A 13321-nucleotide genomic window follows, 5' to 3' on the forward strand; every position below is an offset into this window, starting at 1 on the left:
ATTGACAACTCTTCGGCCGAGAATGACAAAAGAGAATAACATAAGTCGAAGCGATGTCTGTGGGCCAAGATATGTTGAACCGCCACCATGCAACCGCCCACTCGGACTAATCAAAAAAGGCCATCTGTGGGTAATTGAACAGTTTTGTGGCGGTGTACACGATGGTGACACGTTTACGACTCATAGTACACAGATAGATGCACTACAGGCAGGAAAGAACAAAATGGAGGCAGATAGACACCCGTGTCTCCTCCGGTGGGATGCTCCCAACAGTGTCGGGAGAATATTTTGGAATTCTGCATTTGAGGAGCTGACCGTACAGTTTGATCCGCTATATCAGACTTGGGTTGTTGTACCAGACGTTGGCTATTTCGTGTTTGCCAGAACCAACCAGTATCAAGACGCACACAAGTACGGCAGAATCGTTCAGGAAGAGTTTGATTTCAAACACTTGATAAGCTACGACCAAGACGGAACCAAGGTGGATTCACGTGACCATCGGTTTTTGCGTAATAATATCAGCAGTTCCGGAGTTCGTTTTACGAACACACACGCGACTACGGAGGATACGACTCCGGATGATACCAAAGAGAGTGGTATCTCACAGAGCGAGACGACCTATCGGGCGATACCGAAAGCACTCGCAGCATCGCTCCCAGATATCACGAAAGTTGAAATTGTTGACGATGAAGGGGTGCTTTACAAGTTTGACTCACCCTGGGAAAGTGATACAACTGTACGAATTCTCTCGCTTTCCCCGGAGCAGCGCTCAAATACGACTGCAGTCAACACAATGTCGACTATCATTGAATCGTGGAGCTCACTGTCCGAGACGCCATACGTGTCGACAGTTCTGGACTCTGGCTTTCAGCCAACGCCGTGGGTTGTCTACGAGTCACAGCCAGAGAGACTCACCGATATCGGTCATGACATCACAATTGACGAGCGGTTGAGTGTTTTAGATGATGTCAGCTCGGCTATTATGTCAGCAAGAAATACAGATATGACGCCTCTAGGAATTCGGCCTAAGAACGTTTATCTTCGTTCACAGGAGTCAGGGTATCGTGGTACGTTCGCGAACTGGGGAGTTGAGGGGCTGGTAAAGAAAGCAAACAATGAGTCGGTTGCCACTCCCTTTACTGCACCTGAGCAGATTAAACAGACCACATCGACGCGGACACCAGTGTATCAGCTCGGTGCTCTAGCGTACTGGTTGTTCTGTGAGACAACACCGTTCCGTACAGACGAAAATCTCGCAGAAGCGATTCAAATGGGTGATTTTATTTCACCGACTGTAGCTGGTAACCTTCAGAAACAAGCAGCCGACGCGCTCACAAAAGCAATGAAGCCTCATCCAGAGGATCGGTTTGAAACTGTCGACAAATTCTATTCTGCTTTCTGTACTGGACTGTGAACAGCCGACTTGACCTCCCGCGGCGTGAGCGCGGAGGATGTCAGCAGCTAATACGATCGTGAGACAAACAATGCCACCGAAATAAACAACCCGGCTATTGTAATTATGAACGTGAAGCCGGCTCCATTTGAATCCGCATCTGTGCTGTTGTTCTCTGCTCCATTTTCGGCTTGACCGTCATCGCCGTCGGTTCCGTCACTGCCATCGCTGCCGTCGCTGTCGTCGCTGCCGTCACTGCCATCATCAGTGCCATCATCGCCATCGCTTTCATCACTGCCGTCACTGCCATCATCAGTGCCATCATCGCCATCGCTTTCATCACTGCCGTCACTGCCATCGCTTTCATCACTGCCGTCACTGTCATCGCTGTCGTCGCTGCCATCATCGCCATCATCACTGCCGTCACTGTCGTCACTGCCATCATCGCCATCGCTTTCATCACTGCCGTCACTGCCATCGCTTTCATCACTGCCGTCACTGCCATCGCTGCCGTCGCTGTCATCACTGCCGTCACTGTCATCGCTGTCGTCGCTGCCATCATCGCCATCATCACTGCCGTCACTGCCATCATCGCCATCGCTGTTATCGCCATCATCACTGCCGTCACTGTCATCACTGCCATCATCGTCATCACTGCCATCATCGCCATCGCTGTCATCACTGCCATCGCTTCCGTCGCTGTCATCGCTGCCGTCACTGCCATCATCGCCATCGCTGTCATCACTGCCGTCACTGCCATCATCGCCATCGCTGTCGTCGCTGCCATCACTGCCATCATCGCCATCGCTGCCACCACTGCCATCATCGCCATCGCTGCCACCACTGCCATCATCGCCATCGCTGTCATCGCTGTCGTCGCTGCCATCACTGCCATCATCGCCATCGCTGCCACCACTGCCATCATCGCCATCGCTGTCATCGCTGTCGTCGCTGCCATCATCGCCATCATCAGCTTCTGTAACAGAGACCGTATCACCGTTCCCAACTCCATATACTGAGGGAAATCCATGCTCAGTTTCTTCATCGACAATGGCGGCAGCGTGGACTTTGTACTCTCCCTCACTGATGGTATCAGCTCCAACCGTCACTTCGTATGTGCCGTCATCAGTCGCAGTTGCCGTCTTTCTCACAGTCGATTCATCGTTGTGCAGGCCAATCTCAACTTCATCGGGACTCTGATTCCGAGCAGCGGTCTGGACATTGACAGTCACATCCAATGGCTCGTTATCGGGTACGGTATTGGGAGCGTCCACTGAGACAGAGTATCCGGAAATAACAACGGGTTTGATCGTCTCGACAGTCCCATCAATTTCAAGTGCAAGAACATACGAACCTGGGTCGAGCCCACTTGTCGAAATAGACACATCAGAGTCACCAGAGCCTTGCTTGAACTCAACAATATCAAGGTTCGAGTTCCGCAGTTGAAGGATAAAGTTCTCATCTGACGGGACAGAGACAGATGCCTGGATAGTCTCGCCAGGATCTACAGTGCCGACACCAGATACGACAAAGGTCTCACCTTCGTAGCTCACCTCCTCCTCAGGCGTTGCAATCGAACTGTCAACGGTAATACTATACGAATCCTGTGCAGTGACAAATCCCACACTACCAATTGCAAGCAGAGCGAGCAATATGAGAACGGTCAAGGTGCGCATACCTACCCTTTTTTACATTACATGAAAAATTTTGTGTTGCACTCATCGCAGCTATCAGCGCGACACATATCCCCAGTACGCAATCCACATCGATTCGGCCGGGTTCGCGTTGCCAACTGGTTGATGAAACCAAGCACTGAAACACGAAGGAGGGGACGTAGCAACAGCGAAATCAGTTGATTTCGGTCGTCACGTCGTCTTCCACTCTCTCGGTTTCCTCTTTCAGCACGTCGAGTTCTGCCTCCAATTCCTCATCACTGAGCGTCACGTCCTCTTCGCCGTTGTCACCCTCGATTTCCTCTGTCTTGGCGTCCCACTTGTCAGCCGAGCGCGAACTATCCGCTTTGGACCACCCTGAAGACAGTTCGTAGGCCCCGTAGCCGAGGCCAAAAGCCAGGAAGAGAATGACTGCCCCTGTCAACGCTCGTCCCAACCAGAATGCAGCAAAGCTCAATACCTGCCCGGCGAACAGCAACGCCAGCACGAGGCAGCCAACGAGTAAACCAACTGCTATTCCCCGAGAATTGGGCATAGCTACTATTAGAGTCTCACTCAATTGAATGTTGTGGGCACGAACGCAGGGATCGAAAGAGGCACCGTGAACGCGTAGGCACCGAAGCCCCTTCGACGGGGAGACAGGCCTCGCCGTGCCACATTTTGTGGCCAGAACGAGAGTCCACGTCAAAGCCCCTCCCTCAACGAGCGAGCCTCTTTGCGGGTGAGCGAAGTAGGGTGGGTAGTTTACCGGTCGCTGCCTCTTTCTCGTGGCTCGCCCCCGCTGTCTGCCCGCACGCTGTCGCTATCCGCAGCCGCGGTCCCGCCATCGGCCCTAGTACACAGTTGTCGAGCGCGTTCGACGGTCCGTGTGGCTTCCTCGATTTGAACGCCGTCAGGGCTGTAGGCTGCCTGTTCGTACGCCTCGGTCAGGGCACGGAGCGCGTCTTCGGTTGTCTCGGACGCGCTCTCCTCATCGGCTCCGTCGCTGGCGTTTCGGTACGCCTGGTAGAACTCCCAGTGCGTGAGTGCTCGGCCGGCGTCTATGGTCGCTTCGAACTGCCGGCGGACCGCCGAATAACTGGCCTGCACTGCGGAGTTGGCGTCGCCAGATTCGAGGTGGGTCGTCGCGTGGTCGAACAGAGAGTCGAGCACGTTCGCCTCACGCCCCCCAACAGCGCCCTCGTCGCGAACGGTGCCGTCATCGGTAGTGGTGTCCTCATTATTAGGTCTCCGGTACCACCAGACCGCTCCCAGCATCAGTAGCAGTACACCCGACCCCAGCACCGTCCCGGGGAGAAGGACGTTCTTCTCAATGGTATCAATCGGGGAAGTGTCGCCTTTCGCGGCGCTACCTGATCCACCGGGGTTGGCTGGCAGTTCGAGGGTCACTATCGTGTCACCCTGTGACGAACGAAGATTTGATGCTGTTCCGTCGAACGCCGCCCCGATTTGGACCTCCTCGCCATCTTCGTCAGGGGTAATGGCGAGTGTCGTGGCGAAACTGCCGTCGGCCCGGGTCATCACGGTGCCGACACGCTCACCGTCGAGCGTGATCTCGACAGACTGACCGCCAACGCCCAGGCCGTCAACGGTCGTTACCGTCCCGCTCACCGAGAGCGCAGTCCCGTTGACCTGTGAGGCAGTCACCGACAGGGCTGTTTCAGTCTCCTCGACGGTCACCGCCTGTGTCTCTGTGACGCCCGCGAGCGCCTGGTTCTCGAACGGGAGCGAGACCGTCAGTTCCTGTTCGCCGGCGGGCACGTTCGCTGGAATCTCGACAGCACTCTCGAAAGACCCGTCGGTGACCTGTATTGTGTTGATTTCTCTCCCGCCGAGCGTCACGCTTAGCGGGACACCGCTGACTGGAACGTTTTCGACAGAGAGGTTGCCACTGATTGTTACAGTGTCCCCGTAGCCCACTGTCTCGGTAGCGACCCGAATGTCCATGGTCGGTTCGACCTGTGTTACGGTGACGGGGACGCTGGCCTCACTTCCAAGGTAGACAGAGTTTGGTTCGGGGACGTAGGAAATCGACAGTGTCTCCGCGGACAGCGGCAGGTCTGTCGGCCGGTGTTCGAGGCTGAACGCGCCGTCCGGACCCGTCTCGACTGTGTGTGACTCGTTGCCGACGGTCAACTGAATCTCCTCATTGGCGAGCGGTTCCCCCTCGACAGTCTGTATCTGTCCCGTCAGCACTGCCGGGTCGAGAAACGAGATACGTTCGGTCGCGATATCGACCGAGAGTTCAGTGGATTCGAACTCCCGCTCGGCAATTTCGGTCGCCTCCGATATACTCTCGTTCTGGACTTGCTCGATTGCCGCCCGCGCGTCCGAGAGGTCCTCTCCGCTTATCGATTCGATTTCGGCGAGTAACGCTTCGAGGTCTGCGCTGACGTCCTCGATTTGTTCGGCGAGCGCGACCAACTTGCGCGCGAGTTCGCGCGCGCGCTCAGTATTCCCGTTTTCGACGGCCTCCTCGTAGGCAGCCCGCGTCTCCTCAAACTCCTCGCGGAGGTCGACGAGTTCTTCCTCTTTGTCACCGGCCTCGCGGAAGGTGTCAGTTTCGTCGCTCCCGCCGCTCACATCGACGAACTGTTCGAGTCGGTCGTCGTAGTCGTCGCCGAGGATATCACGCGCAAGTTCGTACTGCTCATCACTAATCTGGATTGCGCCGTCACCCAGCTTGCCGGCCAGCCGTCCCGACAGCCACGACAAGACGGCCTCCTCGTCGCCGTTACCGTCTCGGTCGTCTGGGTTTCGGTGGCGCTCGGTCTCGTTGTCGCCTCCGTCCGTGTCGTTGACCTGGAGAGCGACACCCGTCGGCCCGGATACGTCCTCGAAGTAAGTTGCCGTTTCGGATGCATCTGTTGCGACACCGTTGGCACTCCCCATCATAGGGAAGCCAACGAGCAACGCGGTAATGACGAGGGCAGCCACGACGAGACGCTTCACGTCCACAGAGAGTAGGGGTCCGGTCAAAAATCTGTCTCCTGACGGCAACCAATACATTCAACAGTACGCCGAAAAATCACAGCATATGAAAGCCACGCGTCGGCTATGGGGGGTTGCAGGGCTGGCCGTCGTCCTTGCTGTACTGGCCACGGTCCTCGCCCGCCCGTTTCCCCTTCTCGGGGTCGCACTTCTCGGCGCGTGGATACTCTCGCGACAGTACCTATTCTACCGAGCGACTACCGCGCTCGTCTCGGACCTCTCTGTGAGCCAAGTGCCGGCGCGCACGCTGATCCGAACTGACGAGACGACGACGGTCACGCTGACAGCCACCATCGACCGCCCCACGAAGCTCGCCTGTTCGATCAAGGCAGGCCTGCCACCTGCCACCGTCGGCAAGGGCGGCGAGCAAGTTACGCTTGACCCCGGCGAGACGGACGCGGAGACAACCGTCGACGTGGAGTGGCCGGTCGCTGGACGTCACGAGTTCCGACAGGCACACGTCACCGTGGGCGACGGGCTCTTCGAACAGACTGTGCCGGTCGGCGAGACGGCTGCGGTGACGGTCCAGCCCCGCGGGCCGCGAAACGTCCACGTCGGTGAGGGCGGCGACCAAGCACTGCTTGCATACGGAGAACACGCCGCCGATCACCCGGGGTCGGGTGTTGAGCCGGCGGAACTGCGCGAGTATATTGCAGGTGACTCGGCGGCCCGAATCGACTGGAACGCGACTGCCCGCCTTGACACGCCGTACGTCCGCGAGTACGAGGCAGAAACGGACCAGGAGACGCTGCTGGTCGTCGACCATGGCAGCTCGCTCGCGGCCGGCCCGCGCGCCGAGACGAAGCTGGCGTACCTTCGGGAAGTCGCGGTCGCGGTCGTCGACAGCGCGAAGGAACTTGACGATCCTCTCGGCATGGTGTCGGTCGGTGACGAAGGGATTACGTCGCGGTTCGAACCGACGACGACGACGAGCCACTACGACGCGATTCGGCGAACGCTGCTGGACCTCGAACCCACTGCACGGACTGACCCGACAGTCGATGATAGGTTGGGTCCCATTTGGGGGCACTCTCAGGTGAGTACCGTCCAGGAGACGATGGAGGGTGCACGGAAGACCCTTGTCGAATTCGAGGGTGAGAGCGACCAGTTCAGCACCACACTCCGGCCGTTCTACGATAGCCAGCAGTACTACCGGACGCCTCTGGCGGACAGACCACTGCTGGGTGCCGTGCGTGCGACGCTTGCTCGGCGGTCGGGCCAGCAGGTCTCTATCATCTGTACCGACGATTCGGACCCGCGGGAGCTCCGCGAGACGGCCACACTGGCAGCCCGAAACGGCGGACAAGCCTTGCTCTTGCTCGCGCCGACAGTTCTGTACGAGACGGGTTCAGTCCAGGACCTCGAAGCCCGCTACGAGGGGTACGTCGCCTTCGAAGAACTCCGGCGCGAGCTCTCACGGCTCGACCGGGTTACCGCGCTGGAAGTCGGGCCGGGTGATCGCCTCGCTGCGGTGCTCGCCGCTGGGGGCGCACAGCGCTCACCCGCCGGAGGTGGGCGCACGTGAGTACGACACGCTCCGAGGAGCCCGAACCAACGTCAACTCGCCAGTCAAACAGCCGGTTCCGCCCTCCCATCTGGGGCGAGGACACGCGGCTGGTGCCGGCTGCAAGCACTCACACTTGGTTGTCGGCGCTGGCCGGTCTCTTGTTCGTCGCCGGGCTGTCGTTCCTCGCTGGCCCCGTCGGGATGCTGGCCGGTATCGCCACCACTGGTGTCTGGTATCTGCTCGGCTCACCGTATGCCCTTGCGGCCGGGACGGTCCTTGCAGTCGCAGTGGTACCAACGCCGGCAGACCCCCTCGCCGTCACACTCGTCGGTGCGCCCCTGCTCGTGCTGGTGCTTGCCCCCGTCGTGACCACATCACACACAGGGGGGTTTACTGCCGTCGTCCTCGCCACGACAGGAGGACTCGCTGCGGGTGGATGGCTCCTTGCCGAGTGGCTTCCTGTTTGGCTCGTCGCGCTCGCCCTACTGGGTACCTCTGGCCTGGCAGCCTACACAGGACACCGCTTCCTGCTCCTCCAATTCGGACTGGTGGATGGCACCGATGCTTCGACTGGAACTGATTCCACGATGATGACAAACCATGACAGCTGACGAGAGCGAACCGATGGACGTGTCGACAGTCACTCCGGATAGCGATGAAGCCGCCGGAACCAATCAGGGTGAAAGGGCGCAAAAAAGCCTCGACCTCGCCGCACAGCTCGAACTCGTCGAAGAGGAGAACCGCCGGCTGCGGACCGAGTACGCGCGCGCCAGGCAGTCGAAGTACCGGCGCACTGCCTACGGGCTGTTCGTGGTCGGCCTGTTCACGGTGTTGCTCGGCGTTCTCTTCCCGGGGGGTCAGGAGGTCTTGTTCGCACTCGGGGCGACCGGGCTGTTTGGCGGCGTGCTCACGCTGTATCTGACGCCGACCCGGTTCGTCGCCGCGGACGTGACCGAGCGAGTCTACACGGCGGTTGCCGCGAACTACGCGGCGCTCGCCGAGAACCTCGGACTCGCTGAAACTGCAGTCTACCTCCCTGGCGAAACCCGGGCTGCGCACCTCTACCTCCCACAGTCTACCGAGCACGAGTTCCCTGACCTCGAGGACGGACCATTTGTGACGGCCTCCGACAGTCGGGGACTCCTGCTCGAAGCCACGGGCGCGTTACTGTTCGACGAGTTCGAGCAGGCGTCGAGCGGCCCGGTCGCGACGCGACCCGGCGAACTCGCAACACAGCTCTCGGAGGCCGTCGTCGAGCAGTTCGAGCTCGCGGACGCAACCGACGTGGACCTCGACCCGACGGGCGGGCGCCTCACCTTCCGGGTGACGGGTAGCACGCTCGGTGACCTCGACCGGCTTGACCATCCCCTCAGTTCTTTCCTCGCCGCCGGTACCGCGGCGGCACTGGAGCGGCCGGTCGCGCTGGACGTGGACGCGACCGACGACCGGGTTGACTGGCTCGTCACGCTGCGCTGGGATGTCGAGACTGAGCAGGACGAAACCGACAGCTGAAACTCAATCGAAGCTGAGTTCGTCGGCACCGGCACCTGGTGGTTCGACATCTTCGAGAATATCTGCCACGATGTCTGTCGGTGCCACGTCGCTAAGATCGGCCTCGGTGTTCAACACGAGGCGGTGTGCGAGAATCGGCTCCGCGAGCGTCTTGACATCGTCGGGGATGACGTACGCCCGACCGTGGATAGCGGCCCGCGCTTTCGCGGCGTTAAGGAAGGCAAGCGTCGCCCGCGGCGAACTGCCGTGGGAGACATCGGGGTGGGTCCGGCTCTCCTCCACGAGGTCGAGGATGTACTCGACGACCGGGTCGGCGACGTGGACCTCTTGGACGGTTTCCCGCGCAGCGAGTACGGCCTGTCTGTCGACGACTTGGGCCACGCGGTCGGGGCCTAGATCTGGGTCGTCGTCGAACCGGTCGGCGAGCTCGCGCTCGACATCGCGGTCGGGCAAGTCGATGGTCAGCTTGAGCTGGAAGCGGTCACGCTGTGCTTCGGGGAGTTCGAAGGTCCCCTCCATCTCGATTGGGTTCTGCGTGGCGACAACCATGAACGGGTCGGGCAAGTCGAGCGTCTCACCCCGGATGGTGACGCTGCGTTCCTGCATCGCTTCGAGCAGCGCGCTTTGTGTCTTTGGTGTTGCACGGTTGATTTCGTCGGCGACGACGACGTTCGAGAACACCGGGCCACGCTGGAGTTCGAACTCACCGGTGTGTTCGCGGTAGATATACGTGCCGGTGACGTCGGCCGGGAGGATGTCGGGCGTCATCTGGACACGGCTGTATTCCAGCCCGGAGACCTGTGCGAACAGGTTCGCCAACGTTGTTTTCGCGACGCCGGGGACACCTTCGAGCAGGATGTGCCCCCGGGTAAGCAGTCCGACCATGAGCTGTTCGATGGCCGCTTCGTTCCCCACGAGCACCCGCTGCATCTCTGCGGAAATCGTCTCGTAGAGCGCTCTGGGATCGCCGTCCTCGCTACGCTGACCGCCTGCGGTTGTTTCCTCCCGGCTCATTCTCGTTTACCCTCTTCCTCGCTGGTACGGTTAAATGCTATCACTACTCGCTCAATTCGGTCGTCGTCCCAGTCTGGGTGCTCCCGTCGCAGGTACCGGACCCGCTGTTCGGCAGTCATCACCTGGCCACTGGGGGCTGTCCGGAGCCCCGCACGGCGACGGAGTCGCCCCCAGACTGCAGTGCTCGCCAGTCGCTTCCTCGTACGACGGAACCGACCACGGGACACGCCGGCGACGGCGACAATTGCAACCCCTCCGAGCAGCACTTGGAGGAGCGGCGTCTCCCGGACCGCGAGCACCGCGCTCGTCAGCGGCGGCACACTCTCCTGATGTGAGAGGTCGAAGACCACGCGGTCGCTATTTTGGGACAACCGTTCGAGGAAGACAGCGTTGTCGGATTCGTCCACCATCGCGTTGATCGTGATGCTCGGGTCGCCTACGGCGACGACCTGGCCCTCGCCGAGGGGTTCGACCGTCGCCACAGGGTAGGTGGCCAGTTCGTCCTCGTCGTCGAGTTCGGTGTCCGGCTCCTCGACCAGGTACGCGAACTCGCTGGTCCCCACGAGGACCGTCGCGTTGCCCGGCTCGATTGCGGTCCCGAGGTTCAGCGTCAACTGGTCGACGCCCTCCGTGAGGGTGTGGTTCTCGACGGTTGTCGCCACCGGCATCTCCGGGCCCCGGAAGTAGTGCTCTTCGTCCCGGAGAACCCGCCCGTCGAAGCGCGCCTCGGCACCGAGGTCGGACAGCAGCGCGTTCCCGTTGGTCTCGAAGTTCTCAAAGACGACGGCCGTCCCGCCCCGCTCGACGAACCGGCGGACCTGTTCGGCTGCCTCGTCGTCGTACTCCTCGTCGGGCGCGATGATGAACGCGACCGCCTCGTCGGAGACGAGGCTCCCGTATTCGGCCGTGTCGGTGAGGAGGTCCAGTTCCCGCTCGGTGCTGATCTCCTCGCGGAGGTCGCTCGTTCCCTCCCAAGTGGGATTGTACAGACCGAAGGCGGTCGTCGAAACGGTGGCAAACACAACCAGCGCGACCAGCACGCTACAGATAAGCGTAGCCAGCAGCATCCGCGGGGCGCTGACGTTCCACCCTTCGGGGAGCCACTGTGGCTTGGTCATCTACCCGAACACCTCCGGCGGGAGGATTTCGAGAATCCGGCGGACCACGACGTACGCGAACCCGAGCAGGCCGAGTGCGATTATCCACCGTAGCCGTCGTCGCCACGCGGGGGTAATCACAATCGGCGCGGTCAGTTCCGTGACGATGAGAAACCCCAGCAAGGAGACGACAAAAAACAATTCGTAGGAGAGCGACCCCAACAGGACGAGCACCATCGCTGTCGCCAACATCCAGGCGATTTGTCCATGGACGAACCGCATCCGACGTGATGTTCCCATCGTTGTATCGTTCCTCTGGATTCCTGTGGTTGATGAACGAGTCCTGAGTTGTATCTCTTTCGTTACTCTTCGTCCTCAACGACTTCGATACCGCGGTTGTTGACGGCATCGGGATTGAGGCCGATCTCTTCGAGGAAGTCACGGTACTCGCGTTCGCAAGCCTCGCCGGCCTGCTGGCGGTCGGAGGCGTGGTCACACAGCGCCGGGAGGTCCTCGAACTGCTCGTTCGTGTAGACAATCCAGTGATTGAAGAGGTCCGAGAGCCGCCGGATTGGCGAGGTGAAGTGGCCGTATATCTCGAAGTTCAGTGCGTGGTGGCCGCCGAAGGGGTCGTTCATGTACTTCGCACGGGGCATCACCTTCATCACGGCCCACTGTATCTTGTCGAGCTGGCGTTTTGGGGCCTCTTCGAGCGTGGCGTTGACGGCTTTGCGTGGCTCGTCCCACTTGTCGCCAGGGACGGAGACGCCGTCGAGTTCCTGAATCTCCCTGAGTGCCTCACTCCACTCGTCGGGGCTTGGCTGTGGGTGGACGCGGTACATCGCCTCGACGCCGCGGTCCCACATCAGTTCGTGGGTGACGGCCTTGTTCGCTTTTAGCATACACTCCTCGATGATGGTGTGAGCGCGGTCGCGCTGGGGGTTGAGCACGAGCGAGCCTTCTTCCTTACGGGCCTCGTGCATGCGCTGGGCGAGCTTCCACACGAGCCGGTTCCGCTCGGCGAGGTCGACCTCTCGTTCGAGAAACTCCTCAGCGGCCTCGGGGTCGTCGAGGATGTTCTCACAGTCGGTGTAGGTCAGCCGGGCGTCGCTCCGGATGACCGATTTGTAGATGTCGATGGACTCGTAGCCAAGCGTCTCCTTGTCGAGGTGCATCTCGACGGTGTGTGCAAGCCGGTCCTCGTGGGGGACCAGCGAGCAGACGGTCTCGGCGAGAATCGGCGGGAGCATGTGAATCGTATACCCTGGCAGATAGATTGTGTTCCCGCGCGTGCGGGCTTCCTCCCACATCGCTGTCTCCGGGTTCACGTAGTGTGTCACGTCGGCGATGTGGACCCAGAGGACGTACTCCTCGTCACGTTCCTCGACCGAGAGCGCGTCGTCGAAGTCCTGTGCGTCGACCGGGTCGGTCGTCCAGGTTGTCAGATCCCGGAGGTCCTCGCGCTCGTCGAGTTCGTCTTCGATTTGCTCCTGGATGTTCTCCGTTCGCTCTCTTGCCTCCGTCATTACCTCTTCGGGGAAGGCGTCCGGCAGCTCGAATTTCTCCAGTAGCTCCTCGCGCTTGTTCTCGATGTGGCGCGCCATCTCCTCGTCGATTTCGACCGGCCCTTGGCCCTCGACTGTGCCGGCTGCGTCCTGTTCTGGGTCGCTCATGCACTCGCGTACGGCCGACCGGCAGTTAGGCGTGTCGGCATGGTCGCCTCGGAGTCTTTATTCTCGCTCCTCGCCTCTCTCTGGACATGAGTTCCCCGTCTTCGGTACAGCATACGTCGACAGAGCGGCGCAAGACCCTGGGTAAAATCGCTCTCGCGACAGCGATGATGGCGTTCATTCTCCCGGCTGCGCCGGTAAATTCGCTCGCGATTTCGACAGGTGCAGTGGCTGTCGGTGTCCTCACTGGCAGTGTGGCCGCTGTTGGACTCGTCCGGATTGCCGATTCACGCAGGGAGGCCGCCGTCCGAACACTCGTCTTCGGCGTTCTCGTGGTGGGGCTGGGGGCGCTGTTCGTTCTCCCGACCGCCGCCAGCTACGCCGTCCTCCACGGCGCGCTGGGATTTCTCTGGGCGTATGCAATCACCGAACCCGTCTACCGCTGGCTGTCCTGAACCGCGTTC

At 60.3% G+C, this 13321-nt stretch carries 12 protein-coding genes; 5 read left to right on the plus strand and 7 right to left on the minus strand.

The features are described from left to right. Nucleotides 1-22: 22 nt before the first annotated feature. A complete protein-coding gene (locus OSC37_RS11270; RefSeq protein WP_267161547.1) occupies nucleotides 23-1414 on the plus strand; it encodes a serine/threonine-protein kinase in 1392 nt (463 codons plus the stop codon). Between the two features lie 103 nt (nucleotides 1415-1517). Here the strand turns inward: OSC37_RS11270 and OSC37_RS11275 are convergent, their stop codons facing one another. From OSC37_RS11275 to OSC37_RS11285, 3 genes are all read right to left on the minus strand, one after another. Further along, on the minus strand, nucleotides 1518-2423 hold the full coding sequence (locus tag OSC37_RS11275) for a hypothetical protein (RefSeq protein ID WP_267161548.1): 906 nt from the start codon (nucleotides 2421-2423) through the stop codon (nucleotides 1518-1520). 818 nt (nucleotides 2424-3241) lie between these two features. After that, nucleotides 3242-3601, minus strand: a complete 360-nt coding sequence (locus OSC37_RS11280) for a DUF2062 domain-containing protein (RefSeq protein WP_267161549.1) — start codon at nucleotides 3599-3601, stop codon at nucleotides 3242-3244. 209 nt (nucleotides 3602-3810) lie between these two features. Next, nucleotides 3811-6018, minus strand: a complete 2208-nt coding sequence (locus OSC37_RS11285) for a hypothetical protein (protein WP_267161550.1) — start codon at nucleotides 6016-6018, stop codon at nucleotides 3811-3813. 85 nt (nucleotides 6019-6103) lie between these two features. On the opposite strand from OSC37_RS11285, the gene OSC37_RS11290 reads away from it, so the two are divergent. The 3 genes from OSC37_RS11290 to OSC37_RS11300 are packed head-to-tail and all read left to right on the plus strand — an operon-like array spanning nucleotide 6104 to nucleotide 9076. Continuing rightward, nucleotides 6104-7582, plus strand: coding sequence for a DUF58 domain-containing protein (locus OSC37_RS11290; protein ID WP_267161551.1), 1479 nt, complete (start codon nucleotides 6104-6106; stop codon nucleotides 7580-7582). Then, entirely contained in the window at nucleotides 7579-8175 is a 597-nt protein-coding gene (locus OSC37_RS11295) for a DUF8163 family membrane protein (protein WP_267161552.1), read from the plus strand. Before OSC37_RS11290 ends, OSC37_RS11295 begins: the two co-directional genes overlap by 4 nt. After that, on the plus strand, nucleotides 8165-9076 hold the full coding sequence (locus tag OSC37_RS11300; protein WP_267161553.1) for a DUF7982 domain-containing protein: 912 nt from the start codon (nucleotides 8165-8167) through the stop codon (nucleotides 9074-9076). The genes OSC37_RS11295 and OSC37_RS11300 overlap by 11 nt, the downstream gene beginning before the upstream one ends. Before the next feature lie 3 nt (nucleotides 9077-9079). Here OSC37_RS11300 and OSC37_RS11305 read toward each other — a convergent pair whose 3' ends face one another. From OSC37_RS11305 to OSC37_RS11320, 4 genes are all read right to left on the minus strand, one after another. Further along, on the minus strand, nucleotides 9080-10090 hold the full coding sequence (locus OSC37_RS11305) for an AAA family ATPase (RefSeq protein ID WP_267161554.1): 1011 nt from the start codon (nucleotides 10088-10090) through the stop codon (nucleotides 9080-9082). Beyond that, nucleotides 10087-11208: a DUF4350 domain-containing protein gene (locus OSC37_RS11310; protein ID WP_267161555.1), complete on the minus strand. Its 1122-nt coding sequence runs from the start codon at nucleotides 11206-11208 to the stop codon at nucleotides 10087-10089. Before OSC37_RS11310 ends, OSC37_RS11305 begins: the two co-directional genes overlap by 4 nt. Then, complete coding sequence (locus tag OSC37_RS11315; protein WP_267161556.1) at nucleotides 11209-11487, minus strand: DUF8044 family membrane protein; 279 nt, start codon at nucleotides 11485-11487, stop codon at nucleotides 11209-11211. A 62-nt stretch (nucleotides 11488-11549) separates the two neighbouring features. Further along, nucleotides 11550-12860 (minus strand): RNB domain-containing ribonuclease, encoded by a 1311-nt coding sequence (locus OSC37_RS11320; protein ID WP_267161557.1) that lies wholly within the window; start codon nucleotides 12858-12860, stop codon nucleotides 11550-11552. 86 nt (nucleotides 12861-12946) lie between these two features. On the opposite strand from OSC37_RS11320, the gene OSC37_RS11325 reads away from it, so the two are divergent. Next, nucleotides 12947-13312 carry a hypothetical protein gene (locus OSC37_RS11325; protein ID WP_267161558.1) on the plus strand — a complete coding sequence of 122 codons (366 nt, stop codon included), beginning with the start codon at nucleotides 12947-12949 and terminating at the stop codon, nucleotides 13310-13312. Nucleotides 13313-13321: the final 9 nt, after the last annotated feature.

This window comes from Halovenus salina (assembly GCF_026410925.1).
Lineage (GTDB): Archaea > Halobacteriota > Halobacteria > Halobacteriales > Haloarculaceae > Halovenus > Halovenus salina.